General features: G+C 68.8%; 14 protein-coding genes. 7 read left to right on the top strand and 7 right to left on the bottom strand.

Going from position 1 to position 16,877, the window contains the following annotated elements; translation table 11 throughout:
* Nucleotides 1–2: 2 nt before the first annotated feature.
* The 4 genes from CAL11_RS20025 to CAL11_RS20010 all read right to left on the bottom strand — a co-directional run bounded on the left by CAL11_RS20025 (nt 3) and on the right by CAL11_RS20010 (nt 5,718).
* Nucleotides 3–944 (bottom strand): ABC transporter permease, encoded by a 942-nt coding sequence (locus tag CAL11_RS20025; protein ID WP_086093997.1) that lies wholly within the window; start codon nt 942–944, stop codon nt 3–5.
* A gap of 51 nt (nt 945–995) precedes the next feature.
* Nucleotides 996–2,561: an ABC transporter substrate-binding protein gene (locus CAL11_RS20020; protein WP_086093996.1), complete on the bottom strand. Its 1,566-nt coding sequence runs from the start codon at nt 2,559–2,561 to the stop codon at nt 996–998.
* 306 nt (nt 2,562–2,867) lie between these two features.
* Nucleotides 2,868–4,361 (bottom strand): CoA-acylating methylmalonate-semialdehyde dehydrogenase, encoded by a 1,494-nt coding sequence (locus CAL11_RS20015; RefSeq protein WP_086093995.1) that lies wholly within the window; start codon nt 4,359–4,361, stop codon nt 2,868–2,870.
* Nucleotides 4,362–4,392: 31 nt separating this feature from the next.
* A complete protein-coding gene (locus CAL11_RS20010; RefSeq protein WP_167382543.1) occupies nt 4,393–5,718 on the bottom strand; it encodes an aspartate aminotransferase family protein in 1,326 nt (441 codons plus the stop codon).
* Between the two features lie 180 nt (nt 5,719–5,898).
* On the opposite strand from CAL11_RS20010, the gene CAL11_RS20005 reads away from it, so the two are divergent.
* Nucleotides 5,899–7,356 carry a PLP-dependent aminotransferase family protein gene (locus CAL11_RS20005; protein ID WP_086093993.1) on the top strand — a complete coding sequence of 486 codons (1,458 nt, stop codon included), beginning with the start codon at nt 5,899–5,901 and terminating at the stop codon, nt 7,354–7,356.
* Here the strand turns inward: CAL11_RS20005 and CAL11_RS20000 are convergent.
* The 3 genes from CAL11_RS20000 to CAL11_RS19990 are packed head-to-tail and all read right to left on the bottom strand — an operon-like array spanning nt 7,320 to nt 9,305.
* Nucleotides 7,320–7,817: a dihydrofolate reductase gene (locus tag CAL11_RS20000; RefSeq protein ID WP_167382542.1), complete on the bottom strand. Its 498-nt coding sequence runs from the start codon at nt 7,815–7,817 to the stop codon at nt 7,320–7,322. The genes CAL11_RS20005 and CAL11_RS20000 overlap by 37 nt on opposite strands.
* 30 nt (nt 7,818–7,847) lie before the next feature.
* Nucleotides 7,848–8,819 carry a thymidylate synthase gene (locus tag CAL11_RS19995; RefSeq protein ID WP_086093991.1) on the bottom strand — a complete coding sequence of 324 codons (972 nt, stop codon included), beginning with the start codon at nt 8,817–8,819 and terminating at the stop codon, nt 7,848–7,850.
* Nucleotides 8,820–8,873: 54 nt separating this feature from the next.
* Complete coding sequence (locus CAL11_RS19990) at nt 8,874–9,305, bottom strand: OsmC family protein (RefSeq protein ID WP_086093990.1); 432 nt, start codon at nt 9,303–9,305, stop codon at nt 8,874–8,876.
* A 129-nt stretch (nt 9,306–9,434) separates the two neighbouring features.
* On the opposite strand from CAL11_RS19990, the gene coq7 reads away from it, so the two are divergent.
* The 6 genes from coq7 to CAL11_RS19960 all read left to right on the top strand — a co-directional run bounded on the left by coq7 (nt 9,435) and on the right by CAL11_RS19960 (nt 16,855).
* The gene (gene coq7, locus CAL11_RS19985) at nt 9,435–10,103 is read left to right on the top strand and encodes a 2-polyprenyl-3-methyl-6-methoxy-1,4-benzoquinone monooxygenase (protein WP_086093989.1); all 669 of its coding nucleotides are present in this window, start codon (nt 9,435–9,437) and stop codon (nt 10,101–10,103) included.
* A gap of 727 nt (nt 10,104–10,830) precedes the next feature.
* A complete protein-coding gene (locus CAL11_RS19980) occupies nt 10,831–11,934 on the top strand; it encodes an MraY family glycosyltransferase (RefSeq protein ID WP_003808448.1) in 1,104 nt (367 codons plus the stop codon).
* A 103-nt stretch (nt 11,935–12,037) separates the two neighbouring features.
* Complete coding sequence (gene tviB / locus CAL11_RS19975) at nt 12,038–13,312, top strand: Vi polysaccharide biosynthesis UDP-N-acetylglucosamine C-6 dehydrogenase TviB (RefSeq protein ID WP_086093988.1); 1,275 nt, start codon at nt 12,038–12,040, stop codon at nt 13,310–13,312.
* Nucleotides 13,313–13,323: 11 nt separating this feature from the next.
* Nucleotides 13,324–14,349 carry an SDR family oxidoreductase gene (locus tag CAL11_RS19970; protein ID WP_086092795.1) on the top strand — a complete coding sequence of 342 codons (1,026 nt, stop codon included), beginning with the start codon at nt 13,324–13,326 and terminating at the stop codon, nt 14,347–14,349.
* A gap of 1 nt (nt 14,350) precedes the next feature.
* Nucleotides 14,351–15,718, top strand: coding sequence for a murein biosynthesis integral membrane protein MurJ (gene murJ / locus CAL11_RS19965; protein ID WP_086093987.1), 1,368 nt, complete (start codon nt 14,351–14,353; stop codon nt 15,716–15,718).
* Nucleotides 15,719–16,855 carry a glycosyltransferase family 4 protein gene (locus tag CAL11_RS19960; RefSeq protein WP_086093986.1) on the top strand — a complete coding sequence of 379 codons (1,137 nt, stop codon included), beginning with the start codon at nt 15,719–15,721 and terminating at the stop codon, nt 16,853–16,855. It begins immediately after the preceding gene.
* The last annotated feature ends 22 nt before the right edge of the window (nt 16,856–16,877 follow it).

Genomic DNA, 16,877 nt, shown 5'->3' with positions numbered 1-16,877 from the left:
CGTCAATACCTGATGCGCGGGTCGAACACCGTATAGGCGCAGTCGACCACCAGATTGATGAACACGTAGACGAACGCGAAGAACAGCGTCAGCCCCTGGATCACGGGGTAGTCGCGCGCCATCACGGCCTCGACCACCAGGCGGCCCAGGCCGGGGATGTTGAACACAGACTCCGTCACCACCACGCCGCTGATCAGCAGGGCCACGCCCACGCCGATCACCGTGGCGATGGGCACCGCGGCATTGCGCAGGGCGTGGCCCAGCAGCACGCCGGTCTCGCCCAGCCCCTTGGCGCGCGCGGTGCGGATGAAATCCTCGCCCATGACCTCGATGATGCTGGTGCGGGTGATGCGCGCGATCAGCGCCACGTACACCGTGGACAGCGCCAGCGAGGGCAGGACGAGGCGCTGCAGATAAGGCCAGAAACCCTGCGCCAGCGGCGTGTAGCCCTGCACGTTGAACCAGCCCAGCTTGATCGCGAAGACCCAGATCAGCAGGTAGCCGGTCACGAATACCGGCACCGAGAACCCCAGCACCGAAAAACCCATCACGGCGCGGTCGAGCAGGCGGCCGCGCCGCCACGCCGCCAGGATGCCCAATGGAATGGCCACCGCCAGGGTGAAGGCCAGCGTGATCACCGCCAGGCTGAGCGAGGGTTCCAGGCGCTGGCCGATCAGCTGCGTGACCGGCACGCCGGACATCAGCGAGGTGCCCATGTCGCCGCGCACCAGCCTGCCGGTCCAGATGAAGAACTGCTTGACCAGCGGCTGGTCCAGCCCCATGACCTGGCGGATCTGGGCGATGCGTTCAGGCGTGGCGGCGTCGCCGGCCATGATGATGGCCGGATCGCCGGGGCTGGCCCGCAGGATCGCGAAGACCACGACGGCCACCATGATCAGTACCGGTATGGTGGCCAACAGCCGGCGCGCGATGAATGCCAGCATGCAATCCCCCTGTGTTGCGCGGGCGGGCTGGCGGCCCCCCCGTCCTGGGCTTCAAGGCGCCTTCTTCACGTTCCAGAAGGCGAACACCGGCGCGTGCACCAGGCCGCTCAGCTTGGTCGTGTAGACAGTGGGCACGGACATCTGGCCCAGCGGCACGTACAGGCCCTCGTCGATGCCGATGCGCTGCGCCTCGTCGGCCAGCTTCTTCTGCTCGGCGGGGTCGGAGCTCAAGGCGAACTTGGTGCGCAGCGCCTCGATCTCGGGGATGTCGGGCCAGCCGAACCAGGCGTTGTCGCCATTGGCCGCCGCCGGGGCCGAGCGCACCGGGTCCATGATGTCGGTGGCGTACCAGTTGGTGTTGTGGATGTTCCAGCCGCCCTGCGCCGGCGCGGCCTTGGAGGCGCGCCGCGTGGCCACGCTTTGCCAGTCCATCGCCGCCAGGTTGACGTTGAAGCCCGCCTTGCGCAGCGCCTGCGCCATCACCACGGGCTGGGCGCTGAGCGTGCCGACGTCGGTGGCGTGCATCACCAGGATGGGCGTGTTGTCGTAGCCGGCCTCCTTGAGCAGGGCGCGCGCCTTCTCGATGTTGGACGGCACCACCATGTCCTTGCCGATGTCGGTCTCGAACGGCGTGCCGCAGCCCCACAGCGAGGCGCAGGTCTGCCAGTACTTCGGGTTGCCCACCAGCGCCTTCATCACGTCTTCCTGGCCGATGGCGTACATGGCCGCCTGGCGGATCTTCTTGTTGTCGAAGGGCGGGTACTTGAAGTTGAACCGGTACATGGTGAAGTAGCCCACCGGGCTGAGCGCTTCCTCCTTCAGTTCCGGATTGCCCTCCACCATGGGCAGCAGGTCGTACGGGAACTGCTCGACGAAATCGATCTCGCCGCCCAGCAGCGCGTTGGCCGTGGTGAGCGCGTCGGGCATGACGTTCCACTCGACCCGGTCGATGTGGACCGCCTTGCCGCCGGCCAGCCCGCTGGCGGGCTCCTGGCGCGGCACGTAGTCCGCGTTCTTGACGTATACCGTCTTTACCCCCGGCTTGAACTCGGCCACCTTGAACGGGCCCGAGCCGGTCATGTCGGTAATGGGCTGGCCGATGGGAATCTCGGCGATTCGCTTGGGCATCATGAAGGCGGCCGTGCCCGTGGGCTTGGACAGCGCGCGCAAGGCGAGATCCGTGGGCTCTTTCATGACGATGCGCAAGGTCTGGTCGTCGACGGCCTCGATCCTGTCGGTGAACTTCAACAGCGTGCGGCCCATGCCGTCGCCGCCGGCCCAGCGCTTGATCGACGCGACGCAGTCCTCGGCGGTCACGGGCTTGCCGTCGTGCCACTTCTGGCCGGGGCGCAGCGTCATGGTGTAGGTCTTGCCGTCGGGCGAGACCTCCCATTTTTCGAGCATCTGGGGCTGGATCCTGTTGTCGGCGTCGGTGGCCAGCAGCGTGTCGTAGATCATGTAGCCGTGCCACGTCGTGATGTATGCCGTGGTGGCGTGGGGGTCGGTCAGCCGTAGCGGCGAATGCATGACCGCCTTGATGACTGTTTCGGCGCCGGCGCCCTGGGCTGCCAGGAGCATGGCGCTAGCCAGGGCGGCGATGCGGACGGACTTCAGCATGGATGTTCCCCTTTCTGAGTGAAGCCGGCGGCGCCAGGGGCGCCGCCGTTGTCGTCGGAAACGCACCGCCGGGGTGCGCGAGGATCAAGCTGTGGCCGTGGGCCGGCGCCGGGCGCGGGTCCACAAGGCCCCATTCTGATGCCCGGTGGCGGCCCTGTCCATGGTTGTTTTTTGCATTCGTGCGCGCCGGAGAAGGGGTGGCGCATGGCGGCGGGGGCGGCCCGCCGGCGGGCCGTCATCGGGAATACCCGCATGCCCGCCCGCGGGCCTGTGGCCGTGGCGGCGCCACGGCCGTGCGCGGCGCGCCTACTTGGCCACGGGCATAGTGAACTCGGCGCCCTTGCCGATGCTGTCGGGCCAGCGCTGCATCACGCTCTTGTAACGCGAATAGAAGCGCACGCCTTCCTCGCCGTAGGCATGGTGGTCGCCGAACAGCGAGCGTTTCCAGCCGCCGAACGAGTGCCATGCCATCGGCACCGGAATGGGCACGTTGATGCCCACCATGCCCACCTTGATCTGGCGCGCGAAGGCGCGCGCGATGCCGCCGTCGGAGGTGAAGCAGGACACGCCGTTGCCGAATTCATGGGCGTTGATCAGTTCCACCGCGGCGGCGAAATCCGGCACGCGCACGATGCACAGCACCGGGCCGAAGATCTCCTCGCGATAGATGTTCATGGCGGGCGTGACATGGTCGAACAGCGTGCCGCCCAGGAAAAAACCGCCTTCGTTGCCGGGCACTTGCAGGCCGCGTCCGTCGACCACCAGCGTGGCCCCGCAGGCCTGGCCGTCCTCGATGTAGCCGGTCACCTTGGCGCGATGCTGCGCGGTCACCAGCGGGCCCATTTCGGCGTCGGCCTGCATGCCGTCCTTGACCACCAGCGCGCGCACGCGCGGCGCCAGGCGGGCCACCACTTCGTCGGCCACCTCGCCCACCGCCACCGCGACCGAGATCGCCATGCAGCGTTCGCCCGCCGAGCCGTAGGCCGCGCCCATCAGGGCGTCGGTGACCTGGTCCAGGTCGGCGTCCGGCATGACCACCATGTGGTTCTTGGCGCCGCCCAGAGCCTGCACGCGCTTGCCGCGGCGCGTGCCCTCGGCGTAGATGTATTCGGCGATCGGCGTGGAGCCGACGAACGACAGCGCCTCGACCTGCGGATGCGCGATCAGCGCGTCCACCGCCTGCTTGTCGCCCTGCACCACGTTGAACACGCCGTCGGGCAGGCCGGCCTCCTTGAGCAGCTCGGCCAGGCGCAGCGCGGCCGACGGGTCGCGCTCGGACGGCTTGAGCACGAAGGTGTTGCCGCAGGCCAGGGCCACCGGGAACATCCAGCACGGCACCATCATGGGAAAGTTGAACGGCGTGATGCCCGCCACCACGCCCAGCGGCTGGCGCATGCTCCAGTTGTCGATGCCGCCGCCGATCTGGTCGGTGTACTGGCCCTTGAGCAGGTGCGGGATGCCGCAGGCGAACTCGACCACCTCGATGCCGCGCGTCACCTCGCCCTTGGCGTCGGAGAACACCTTGCCATGCTCGGCGGTGATCAGCGCGGCCAGCTCGTCCTGGTGCTCGTCGAGCAGGGCCTTGAACCTGAACAGGATGCGCGCGCGCTTGAGCGGCGGCGTTTCCGACCAGGCCGGAAACGCCGCCGCGGCGGCCGCCACGGCGGTGTCGACGTCCTGCGCCGAAGCCAGCGAAATGGAACTGGAGACCTCGCCGGTGGCGGGGTTGAAGCCTTGCGTGTAGCGGCCGCTGCGGCCCTCGTACGGCTGGCCGTTGATGAAATGCGGAATCGTCTTCATGGGTATGGTCTGTTGCGTGGCGGATGCCGGGTCAGGCGATTTCCTTGAGCACCTTGCCGATGCGCTCGAAGATTTCGCCGATCTGCGCCTCGTCGATGATCAGCGGCGGCGAGACGGCCAGGATGTCGCCGGTATAGCGCACCATCAGCCCGCTGTCGAAGCATTTGCGGAAGGCTTCGGCGGCGCGCGCGCCCGGCGCGTCGGGGCGCGGGGCCAGTTCGATGCCGGCCACCAGGCCGATGTTGCGCACGTCGATGACGTGCGGCGCGCCTTGCAGGGCATGCGCCGCTTTCTCGAAGGCGGGCGACAGGTCGCGGGCGCGGCCGAACAGGTCGTCGCGCCGGTAAATGCCCAGCGTGGCCAGGATGGCGGCCGCCGCCAGCGGGTGGGCCGAGTAGGTGTAGCCGTGGAAGAACTCGATGCCGCCCTGCACCCCGTTGACGATGGCGTCGTGGACGTCGCGCTTGACCGCCACCGCGCCGGCCGGCACGGCCGCATTGCTCACGCCCTTGGCCATGGTGATGATGTCGGGCGTGACGCCGAAGTGCTCGGCCGCGGTGGGCGAACCCAGCCGGCCGTAGGCGGTGATCACTTCGTCGAAGATCAGCAGGATGCCGTGCCGCGCGGTGATCTCGCGCAGGCGCTGCAGGTAGCCCCTGGGCGGCACCAGCACGCCGGTCGAGCCGGCCATGGGCTCGACGATCACCGCGGCGATGGTCGAGGCGTCGTGCAGCGCCACGATGCGTTCCAGTTCGTCGGCCAGGTGCTCGCCCCAGGCCGGCTGGCCCTTGGAGAACGCATTGTGCTCGAGGCTGTGCGTATGGGGCAGGTGGTCCACCGCGGGCAGCAGCGCGCCCGAGAACGTCTTGCGGTTGGCCGATATGCCGCCTACCGAAATGCCGCCAAAGCCCACGCCGTGGTAGCCGCGTTCGCGCCCGACCAGGCGGGTGCGCTGCGCGTCGCCGCGCGCCCGGTGGTAGGCCAGCGCGATCTTCAGCGCGGTGTCGACCGATTCGGAACCGGAGTTGGTGAAGAACACGCGGTCGATGCCGGCCGGCATGAACGAGGCCACCGCGGTGGCCGCCTCGAACGCAAGCGGGTGGCCCAGCTGGAAGCCCGGCGCGTAATCCATCTCGCCGGCCTGGCTGGCGATGGCCTGCACGATCTCCGGCCGGCAGTGGCCGGCGTTCACGCACCACAGGCCGGCGGTGCCGTCGAGGATCTGGCGGCCGTCGGTGGAGGTGTAGTACATGCCCTGGGCGCCGGCCAGCAGGCGCGGCTGGGACTTGAACTGCCGGTTGGCGGTAAACGGCATCCAGAGATGCGACAGGTCGGGCGGGCTGGCGGGGGCATTCATGGGTCGCTCCAGAGGTAACGCCTGCGGTGTGCGCCGACCGCGCATGCGGTGGCCGGGCAGGGGACGAGATCGATTCTGGCCCGGCGGCCTGGGAATGAAAATATACAATCGATGTAAATACCGCTAACTGTATAGCTTGATTCTGATAAACCGTACAGAAATCTACCTGGCAGGCCCTCCGTGATCGATTTCCAACCCGTGCGCGACCGCGCGCAGTCGCCCTCGCTGGTCGAGCAGGTCGTGCAGGCCTTCAGCAGCGCCATTGCCCGGCAGGTGTTGCGGCCCGGCATGCCCGTGCCCTCGGTGCGCGCGTTCGCGCGCCAGCACGGCGTCAGCACCTTTACCGTGGCCAGCGCCTACAGCCGGCTGGCCGCGCAGGGCTGGCTGGCCGCCCGGCCAGGCTCGGGCTACCGGGTCGCCTCGCCGCAGGCGGCCGCGCCGCGCGCGGGCACGCCGGGGCAATGGTCGCCGCCGCGGCTCAACGACAGTTGGCTGCTGTCCGATATCTATGCCGACCATTCCATTCCGATCAAGTCGGGCTGCGGCTGGCTGCCGCCCGAATGGCTCAACGAAGAGGGCCTGCACCAGGCGCTGCGGCACCTGGGCCGGGTGCCGGCGCTGCGCATCGCCGGCTACGGGCATCCCTATGGCTACGCGCCGCTGCGCGAGACCATCGCCGCCAGCCTGGGCGCCGCCGGCATGCCGGCCGAGGCCGACCAGGTGCTGCTGACGCAAGGCGTCACGCACGGACTGGACCTGGTCATGCGCACCCTGTTGCGTCCCGGCGATACGGTGCTGGTCGAGCAGCCCTGCTACGCCAACCTGCTGCAGCTGCTGCGGCTGGCGGGCATGCGCGTGGTCAGCGTGCCGCGCGGGGTCGACGGCATCGACTGCGAGGCGCTCGACGCCGCCGCGCTGGCGCACCGCCCGCGCGCCTTGTTCGTCAATACGGTGCTGCAGAATCCCAGCGGCGCCAGCCTGAGCATGGCCAACGCGTTCCGCGTGCTGCAGGCGGCCGAACGCCACGGCCTGTGGATCGTGGAAGACGATATTTCGCGCGAGCTGATGCCCGCGATCGCGCCCTTGCTCGCGGCGCTGGACGGCGCGCAGCGCGTGGTCTACCTGAGCGGCTACTCCAAGGCCATCAGCCCGTCGGTGCGGGTCGGCTACATCGTGGCGCACCGCGACCTGGTGCGCGACCTGGCGCGCACCAAGATGGCAGCCGGGCTGACCTCGCCCGAGATCATGGAGCGCGTGGTGCACCAGGTCATCCGCGAGGGGCGCTACCGCGCCCATGTGCTGCGCACCCGCGAGCGCCTGGGGCAGGCGCATGCGCAGGTCGTGCAGGCGATGGACGAGCATGGCCTGCAACTGTGCGCCCGTCCCCAGGCCGGCCTGTTCCTGTGGGCGCGGCCCGGCGGAGCCTGGCGCGAGCGCGGCGCCAACGCCTTGGCCGAGCTGGCGCTCAAGGACGGTATCTGGCTGGCGCCGGGCTCCTATTTCGACGCGGCCGACGCGGACATCCCGTGGCTGCGCTTCAACGTGGCGTATTCGGACGCCGCGGCGCTGTGGCGGTTCCTGCGCGCCGCGGGGGCGAGCGCTCAGTCCGCCACGCGCTCGTATTCCACGAAGTCGTAGCGCAGGCCGTTCTCGGCCGGTTGCGCCGCGCGTTGCGTTTCGCGCCACTGCCCGGCCGGCAGCGGCGGGAAGAACGCGTCGCCCTCGATCTCGGCATGCACCTCGGTGGCCACCACGCGCCGCGCCAGCGGCAGGGCCTGGGCGTAGATCTGCGCGCCGCCGATGACGCAGGCCACGGCCGCGTCGCCGCAGGCCTGGATGGCGGCGGCCAGCGAGCCCACCACCACGGCCCCGGCGGCTTCATAGGCCGGGTTGCGGGTGATGACGATATTGGTGCGCCCCGGCAGCGGGCGGCCGAGCGACTCCCAGGTGTTGCGGCCCATGATGATGGGGTGGCCGAGCGTCGTGCGCTTGAAATGCGCCAGGTCGCCGGGCAGCTTCCAGGGCAGGGCGTTGTCGCGGCCGATGGCGCGGTTGGTCGAATAGGCGACGACCAGGCTGAGCAGGGGAGTGGCGGACATGGGCAAGGGCGTCAGGCGTGGTCGGGCCGCTCAGACCGCCATGGGGGCGGTCAGCGGCGCATGGTGCCGGTAGCCGGCCAGCGTGAAATCGCCCGGCTCGACCTGTTCCAGCCATTGCGGCTCGTACTTGCCGGTAGCGGTGAAATCGGGAATGCGGTCCGACAGCACCAGCTGCGGGGCCGGATGGGGCTCGCGCGTCAGTTGCTCGCGCAGCATCGGCAGGTGGTTTTCGTAGACGTGCGCGTCGCCGATGAAATAGCTGAACCAGCGCGGCTTGTACCCGGTCAGGCGGCCGACCAGGTGCAGCAGCGCCGCGCCCTCGGTCAGGTTGAAGGGCGTGCCCAGGCCGACGTCGTTGGAGCGGATGTACAGGCACAGCGAGATCTCGCGCGTGCCGGCGTTGGGCAGGAACTGGTAGAGCAGATGGCAGGGCGGCAGGGCCATTTCCTCGATCTGCGCCCAGTTCCAGCCATGGAACAGGATGCGGCGGTCGCCCGGCGACTGGTGGATGGTGTCCAGGCACTGGCGCAGCTGGTCCACCGCCTTGTACAGCAGCACATGCGGCGCGCCGTTTTCCTCGACCTCTGCGACCTGGCGGTAGCCGCGTCCCAGCGCGTCGGCCACCTGGCCGGCGGCGGCGCGCGGCAGCAGCTTGTAGGCCGGCCACTGGCGCCATTGCACGCCGTAGACCGGGCCGAGGTCGTCAGGGCCGTCGCGGTACGGGTTGGCCAGCCATTGCGCGTTCTCGTTGGCGTTCTGGTCCCAGACCTTGCAGCCCAGCGCGCGGAACTGCGCGGCGCTGCGCGTGGCGCGCAGGAAGCCCACCATTTCGCCGATGGCGGACTTGAACGCCAGCTTCTTGGTGGTGACGGCGGGAAAGCCCTGCTGCAGGTCGAAGCGCAGCGCCGCGCCGGGCAGCGAAAGCGTGCGCACGCCGGTGCGGTTTTCCTGCCAGGCGCCCTGGTCGATAATGGATTGGACGAGGTCTAGATATTGTTTCATCGTGGTGGCGGCGGGCCGCGGCTTGCCTTGCGCGGCCCGGTTGTGCGGCTTGGGTTACGCGGCTTGGGTATCGACGATATCCACCGAGAAGCTGAGCTCGGCGGTTTTCTCCAGCATGGCCGAGGCCGAGCAGTACTTCTCGTGCGACAGCTGCACGGCGCGCTCGACCGCGGCTTGCGGCAGCTTGCTGCCGGTGACGGTGAACGCGAAATGGATGCGCGTGAAAACCTTCGGGTCGGTGTCGGCGCGCTCGGCCTGCAGCTTGACGCTGCAGCCGGTCACGGCGTGGCGGCCGCGCTTGAGGATCAGCACCACGTCATAGGCGGTGCAGCCGCCGGTGCCGGCCAGCAGCATTTCCATCGGGCGCGGCGCCAGGTCATGGCCGCCGCCATCGACCGCGCCGTCCATCACGGCCACATGGCCGCTGCCCGTGCTGGCCGTGAACAGCATGCCCGAAGGGCCGCCCCAATCGATCGTGCATTCCATCTGCGTAGTCCTGTAGCGGTGGGCGCGGCCTTGCGCGCCATCAAAAGGCGATCATACCCGTTGCGTACAATGGTTGGCGGAGAACCCCGCCCGCCGACAGGGCGGCGCGACTTTCCAGGGAGTATCGATATGTCCACCTCCAGTTCCGCTTCCGCGCTTGGCCGCCGTGCCGGCCCGCTCGATGGCCTGATCGGCGAAATCGACCGCGCCCTGCGTGTGCTTTCGGGCGCCGCCACCGCCGCCCGGCCGTATCCCGCGCAGGCGCCCGAGGCGCCGGATGCCTTGTCCGAACGCGAGAAGCGCCATGCCGCCGGCCTGATGCGCGTCAACCACGTGGGCGAAGTGTGCGCGCAGGCGCTGTATCGCGGCCAGGCGGCCGCCTGCCGCGAGCCGGCCGCGCGCGCGCTGCTGCGCGAGGCCGCGGCCGAAGAAGTGGACCATCTTGCGTGGTGCGACGAGCGCCTGCGGGAACTGGGCAGCCGCCCCAGCCTGCTCAACCCGTTCTGGTACACCGGCTCCTTCGCGCTCGGCGTGCTGGCCAGTTATGCCGGCGTGCCGCGCAACCTGGGCTTCATGGCCGAGACCGAGCGCCAGGTCGAGGCGCACCTGGACGGACACCTGCGCACCTTGCCGGTGCAGGACCAGCGCTCGCGCGACATCGTCCGGAAAATGAAGGAAGACGAAGCGCAGCACCGCGCCAGCGCCGAGCGCGCCGGCGGCGTGCCGCTGCCCGCGCCGGTGCGCGGCGCGATGCGGGCCATGTCCAAGGTCATGACGTCCACGGCCTATTGGCTCTGAAATGGGGACAACTTGCCCGTTTATGGTGCATTGCGGCAAAAATTGCTCCCCAGGGTCTCGGCGGTACGCTCCGGTCGTCTCTAAATCCTTGAAATTCCTGGGGTAATCCCGCAAGGGTTTTCCCTTTCGGCATTAACCCGCTTTACGCTGCGGCCCAATATCGACGCGGGTTTCGCCGCTCGCGGCCCAGGCGATGCGGCAAAAATCCAACGACTGGAGGCCGGATCCGGGCAAAGCAAAAAATTTCTTGCATCGCACAAAAGAATCCTCTACTATTTGCACATCGGATGTTGAAACGCAGACGGTGCGGTGCCAAGACCGCCGGCCCCCGGGCCAGCAGGAACGGATACCCCGAATGCCGCGATTTCCGGGCCGCAAGGCCTGATGCAATCCCAACATGCCACGGTTGTCTCCTCCACCCTCCTCCTTTGGTGGATTTAGCCCGAGATCGCAAGATCTCGGGCTTTTTTTTCGCCGCGACGCGCGGCGCGCCATACGCGGTCGGCGCGCGCATCCGGCTCATTGGTGTTTTCCCTGAAGTTTCCCTGCTGCGCGAGGGCGGAAAGCTCTACAATCGCCTGGACGGTTCAAGACCGGGAAGCCGGCGGGCCGAGACGTTACTTTTTGTACTGGCGACTTGCACTTCATTATTGCTGCCATATATGGGCGTTACACCTGCGGCCGATAATGGCGGACTCGTCTCCATAGACCAACCTAAGGTGACTCTGTGACCTGGCTGTACATTTGCGTGGTCGCATTCATGGTGGGGGGACTCATCGTGGCGTCGGAGCGCTGGCATGGCGCGTTTACCGGCGATAGCGACCTCAACAAGCCCCAGGCTTCGCATACGCGGGCAACGCCGCGCGTGGGCGGGCTGGCGGTCCTGGCCGGCTCGTTGGCCGGCCTGCTGGTGCTCGGTCCCAGCAACATGACGCTGACCTGGCTGTGGCCGGCGCTGTTCGTGGCGGCGCTGCCCGTGTTCGTGGCCGGCCTGCTCGAAGACATCACCAAGGACATCGGCGCCAGCAAGCGCCTGCTCGCCGCGTTCGCCTCGGCGGCGATCGCCTGGTGGCTGCTGGGCGGCGTGAGCCGCGTAGGCATCGCGCCGGTCGACTGGGTGCTGTCGTTCTGGCCGGTATCGCTGATCTTCACCATGTTCGCGGTGGGCGGCTGTACGCACGCGCTGAACATCGTCGATGGCATGAACGGGCTGGCCGGCATGATCGCGACCCTGATGGCGGTGTCGATCAGCCTGGTGGCGCTGCAGGTCGGCGACATGCCCATTTTCATGATCGCCGCGGCGCTGGCCTCGGCCACGCTGGGATTCCTGGTCTGGAACTTCCCGTTCGGGCGGGTTTTCCTCGGCGACGGCGGCGCGTATTTCCTCGGCTTCATGCTGGCCGAACTGGCCGTGCTGCTGGTGGTGCGCAATCCGTCGGTCTCGCCGTTCTACGCGCTGGCGGTGCTGTTCTACCCGGTGTTCGAAACGGGCTTTTCGATCTGGCGCCGCCGCTTCAAGCGCGGCGTGCCGGTCGACCAGCCGGATGCCCTGCACCTGCACCAGCTGGTGTTCCGCCGCCTGGTGCGCGTGACGTTCAGCCGCGGCCGCCGCCATGCGGTGCCGGCACTGTGCAATGCCCTGGCCTCGCCCTACATGTGGGTGCTGGCGCTCATCGGCCTGGTGCCCGCCACCATCTGGTGGGACAACGCCTGGTTCCTGTGCGCCAGCCTGGTCGTGTTCGCCGCGGTCTACACGTGGCTGTACATGCGGCTGGTCTCCTGGCGCCGCCCCGGCTGGCTGCTGCTGCCGTCCGTCATTCGAACGCACTGATCCATCGTGGCCCCCGCGCTCGCGCGGGGTGCTACAACGCTACAAATACGTTCAAACTACTTACAATTCCGTAGCCGTCACACGGTTGATAGGGAGATTTATCTTGCGCATTGATGATGTGAAACTGGCCGTTGTCGGCCTCGGATACGTAGGGCTGCCGCTGGCCGTGGAGTTCGGCAAGAAGCGCCCGGTGATCGGCTTCGATATCAACGAGCGCCGCATCGCCGCGCTCAAGGCCGGCCACGACCACACCCTGGAAGTCGAGGACGACGAACTGGCCCAGGCCGCGCAGCTCAGCTACACGGCCGAGCGCGCCGACCTGGCCCAGGCCAATGTGTTCATCGTCACCGTGCCCACGCCCATCGACGAGTACAAGCAGCCGGACCTGACGCCGCTGGTCAAGGCCAGCGAGACCATCGGCGCGGTGCTCAAGCGCGGCGACATCGTGATCTACGAATCGACCGTGTACCCGGGCGCCACCGAGGAAGACTGCGTGCCGGTGCTCGAGCGCGTGTCGGGCCTGAAGTTCAACCAGGACTTCTACGCCGGCTACAGCCCCGAGCGCATCAACCCGGGCGACAAGGCGCACCGCGTCAACACCATCAAGAAGGTGACCTCGGGCTCGACGCCGGAAGTCGCCGAGCTGGTCGACCAGCTGTACAACGAGATCATCACGGCCGGCACCCACAAGGCGTCGAGCATCCGCGTGGCCGAGGCCGCCAAGGTGATCGAGAACACGCAGCGCGACGTCAACATCGCGCTGATCAACGAGCTGGCGCTGATCTTCAACAAGATGGGCATCGACACCGAGGCCGTGCTGCAGGCCGCCGGCACCAAGTGGAACTTCCTGCCGTTCCGCCCGGGCCTGGTGGGCGGGCACTGCATCGGGGTCGATCCGTACTACCTGACGCACAAGGCGCAGTCGATCGGCTACCACCCCGAGATCATCCTGGCCGGGCGCCGCCTGAACGACTCGATGGGCGGCTATGTGGTCTCGCAGCTGGTCAAGGCGATGGCCAAGCGCCGCATCCACGTCGAGGGCGCGCGCGTGCTGCTGATGGGCCTGACGTTCAAGGAAAACTGCCCCGACCTGCGCAACACGCGCGTGGTGGACATCGTGCGCGAACTGGGCGAGTACCACGTCGATGTGGACGTGTACGACCCGTGGGTGGACCCGGCCGAGGCCGAGCACGAGTACGGCATCACGCCGGTCGCCAAGCCGGCCGCCGGGGCGTACGACGCGATCATCCTGGCGGTGTCGCACCACCAGTTCGTCGAGATGGGCGCCGAGGCGATCCGCAAGTTCGGCAAGCCCGAGCACATCCTGTACGACCTGAAGTACGTGCTGCCTCCCGAGCAGGCCGACCTGCGTCTGTAAGGAGGCACGACATGACGACACGATACGAGACGATTTGCGCGCAGACCCTGACGCAGCGCCGGAAGTGGCTGGTGACCGGCTGCGCCGGCTTCATCGGCTCGAACCTGCTCGAGACGCTGCTGGGGCTGGACCAGGCGGTGGTGGGGCTGGACAATTTCGCCACGGGGCACCAGCACAACCTGGACGAGGTGCGCGCGGCGGTGACGCCCGAGCAGTGGGCGCGCTTTACCTTCATCGAAGGCGACATCCGCGACCTGGCGACCTGCCAGCGCGCGGTGCAGGGCGTGGAGCGGGTGCTGCACCAGGCCGCGCTGGGTTCGGTGCCGCGTTCGCTGAAGGACCCGATCACGACCAACGAGGTCAACATCGGGGGATTCCTGAACATGCTGGTGGCCGCGCGCGACGCGCAGGTCCAGGCGTTCGTCTACGCGGCCTCGAGTTCGACCTATGGCGACCATCCCGGCCTGCCGAAGGTCGAGGACCGCATCGGCAATCCGCTCTCGCCGTACGCGGTGACCAAGTACGTCAACGAGCTGTACGCCGACGTGTTCGCGCGCTCGTACGGGTTCTCCAGCGTGGGGCTACGCTACTTCAACGTGTTCGGCAAGCGCCAGGATCCGGACGGCGCGTACGCGGCGGTGATTCCGAAGTGGACGGCGGCGATGATCAAGGGCGAGGACGTCGTGATCAACGGCGACGGCCAGACCAGCCGCGACTTCTGCTTCGTGGAGAACGCGGTGCAGGCCAACCTGCTGGCGGCGATGGCCGGTCCGCAAGGGTCGAACCAGGTCTACAACGTGGCGTACAACGCGCGCACGACGCTGACCGAGCTGTTCGAGCACCTGCGGCGCACGCTGGCCGGGCAGGGGGTGACGTACGAGAAGGCGCCGGTGTACGCGGACTTCCGCGCCGGCGACGTGCGCCACTCGCAGGCCGACATCGGCAAGGCCGGCAAGCTGCTGGGCTACGAGCCGGCCTACGACATCCTGCGCGGGCTGGAAGCCGCCATGCCCTGGTACACGCAATTCCTGCGTTGATTTGAAAGCCATCCGCCGCAAACTCGACGCGATCCATCCGGACCACCAGCGCATCTTCAAGGGTGCGTTCCGGGTGGCCGTCTTCCTGATACTGGGCAAGGCCGCCGGCGCCATCAAGGAGATGGCGGTGGCGTACCGATATGGCGTCAGCGACGCCGTCGACGCCTACCAGTTCACCATGACCATGGCCACCTGGCTGCCGGTCACCATCGTGGGCGCGCTCTCCGTGGTGCTGATTCCCGTGCTGGTGCGGCTGCGCCGCGCGGGCGGCCACGAGCGCGACCGGTTCGTGCGCGAACTGCAGGGCTGGTCGCTGGCCGCGGGCCTGGCCCTGGCGCTGCTGACCTGGCTGGCCTGGCCCCAGGTGCTCGCCTGGCTGGGCGGCGGACTGTCGGGCACCGTCAACGGCATGACGCACGAGCTGCTGCTGGCCTTCGCGCCGGTGGCCGCCTTGCTGCTGATGGCCGGCATCAGCGCGGCGCGCCTGCGCTCGCATGAACGCCACGTCAATACCCTGCTCGACAGCGTGCCGGCCGTGACGACCCTGGCCTGGGTCATGCTGGCGGCCTCGGCCGACAGCGTGGGCCCGCTGCTGTGGGGCACCCTGGTGGGCTACGCGATCCAGGCCGCCTGGCTGGCCTGGCTGGCCGCGCGCGCCGACGGCGGATTCTGGGGCTGGCCGGCGTTCACGCTGCGCTCGCCGCACTGGCCCGAGCTGGCCGCCGCCGCCGGCGTCATGCTGGTCGGGCAGGTGGCCATGAGCTTCGTCGGCCCGCTCGACCAGTACGCGGCGGCCAACCTGGGTTCCAACGCCAACGCCACGCTGGGTTACGCCAGCCGCCTGCTGTCGCTGGTGCTGGGCATCGGGGCGGTGTCGGTGGGGCGCGCCGCGCTGCCGGTGCTGGCCGACGTGCAAAGCCGTGGCGACGGCGTGCGCGCGCGCGCCATGGCGCTCAAGTGGTCGGCGCTGATGGTCGGCGCCGGCGCGGCGGCCGTGGTGGTGGGCTGGCTGCTGGCGCCCTGGGGCGTGGCGCTGCTGTTCGAACGCGGCGCCTTCACCGCCGAGAATACCCAGGCCGTGGCGCAGGTGCTGCGCTGGGGGCTGCTGCAACTGCCATTCTATTTCGGCGTGCTGATCCTGGTGCAGCTGCTGGCCAGCCAGAACCGCTATCGGATCATGGCGCTCATCGCCGTGGCGAACTTCCTGCTCAAGGCGGCGCTCAATACGGTGCTGGCGCCGCGCATGGGCACCGCGGGGATCATGCTCGCCACCAGCCTGATGTATCTGCTGTCGTTCGTCTGCTATACCGCCGTGGCCCTGCGGCCGGCGCCAGGCGCGGACGGCGGCGACGACGGGGAGAAACGCTGAATGCCCGGGCCGACCGAACGTCCCTTGCGCGTATTGATCTTCATCCATTCGCTGCACGGCGGCGGCGCCGAGCGCGTGGCCGCCGATCTCAGCGCCCACTGGGCGCGCGATGGCCGCGCGGTCATGCTGGTGACGCAGACCGATGCGTCGGGCGACGTCTACCCGCTGCATCCGCAGGTCCTGCGGCGTACGCTGGATACGGCGGGCGAGGGCGGCGGCTGGCGCGGCATGCTGGCCAACCTGCGGCGGATCCGCGCCCTGCGCGCGCTGATCAAGGCGTTCCAGCCCGATATCGTGCTGGGCATGATGACGACGGCCTCGGTGCTGGCGGTGCTGGCCGCGCGCGGCCTGGGTTGCCGCGTCGTGGCCACCGAACATACCCATCCGCCGTCGCAGGCGCTCTCGGGCATGTGGCTGCGCCTGCGGCGCTGGACCTATCCGCGCGCCGCGCGCGTGGTGGCGCTGACGCACGGCACCGCCGACTGGCTGCGCACGCATGTGCCGGGTTCGCGGCTGGCGGTGATTCCCAATCCGGTGCACTGGCCCTTGCCGCGCACCGAACCCGTGCTCGCGCCGCCGGCCGACGGCAGGCCGCGCCTGCTGGCGGTCGGCCGCCTGCATCCGGACAAGGGCTTCGACGTGCTGATCGACGCCTATGCGCGCATCGCGCCGCGATACCCCGACTGGGACCTGGTGATCCTGGGCGAGGGCGACGAGCGCGCCGCGCTGCAGCGCCGGGTCGACGAGGCCGGCCTGGCGCAACGGGTGGCGCTGCCCGGGCGGGCCGGCAACGTGGGCGACTGGTACGCCGGCGCCGCCCTGTACGTGCTGACCTCGCGTTTCGAGGGATTGTCCAATACATTGCTGGAATCGATGGCCAGCGGGCTGATGCCGGTCAGCTTCGATTGCGACACCGGGCCGCGCGAGATCGTGCGCCCCGGCGTGGACGGCGTGCTGGTGCGGCCGGCCGGCGATGCCGGGGCCATGGCCGAGGCGCTGGCGGCCGCCATCGACGACGAGCCGGGCCGGCGCGCCATGGCGGCGCGCGCCATCGAAGTGCGCGAACGCTTCTCGGCGCGCCATGTGCTGGACCTGTGGCAACAACTTTTCGACGATGCGTTGAGCCAGGCGAAGTAGCCGCCGCTCCCCTCGTCGTCAC

Source organism: Bordetella genomosp. 6, from assembly GCF_002119705.1.
Taxonomy (GTDB): Bacteria; Pseudomonadota; Gammaproteobacteria; order Burkholderiales; family Burkholderiaceae_B; genus Bordetella; species Bordetella bronchiseptica_F.
This window is presented reverse-complemented; position numbering and strand designations above follow the sequence as displayed.

Bases quoted from the DNA above. Each gene is read 5' to 3' on its own strand.
- CAL11_RS20010 (WP_167382543.1), bottom strand. From the start codon at position 5,718: ATGAATGCCCCCGCCAGCCCGCCCGACCTGTCGCATCTCTGGATGCCG.
- CAL11_RS19970 (WP_086092795.1), top strand. From the start codon at position 13,324: ATGACGACACGATACGAGACGATTTGCGCGCAGACCCTGACGCAGCGC.
- CAL11_RS19960 (WP_086093986.1), top strand. From the start codon at position 15,719: ATGCCCGGGCCGACCGAACGTCCCTTGCGCGTATTGATCTTCATCCAT.
- CAL11_RS20000 (WP_167382542.1), bottom strand. From the start codon at position 7,817: ATGTCCGCCACTCCCCTGCTCAGCCTGGTCGTCGCCTATTCGACCAAC.
- CAL11_RS20020 (WP_086093996.1), bottom strand. From the start codon at position 2,561: ATGCTGAAGTCCGTCCGCATCGCCGCCCTGGCTAGCGCCATGCTCCTG.
- CAL11_RS20015 (WP_086093995.1), bottom strand. From the start codon at position 4,361: ATGAAGACGATTCCGCATTTCATCAACGGCCAGCCGTACGAGGGCCGC.
- CAL11_RS19995 (WP_086093991.1), bottom strand. From the start codon at position 8,819: ATGAAACAATATCTAGACCTCGTCCAATCCATTATCGACCAGGGCGCC.
- CAL11_RS19990 (WP_086093990.1), bottom strand. From the start codon at position 9,305: ATGGAATGCACGATCGATTGGGGCGGCCCTTCGGGCATGCTGTTCACG.
- coq7 (WP_086093989.1), top strand. From the start codon at position 9,435: ATGTCCACCTCCAGTTCCGCTTCCGCGCTTGGCCGCCGTGCCGGCCCG.
- CAL11_RS20025 (WP_086093997.1), bottom strand. From the start codon at position 944: ATGCTGGCATTCATCGCGCGCCGGCTGTTGGCCACCATACCGGTACTG.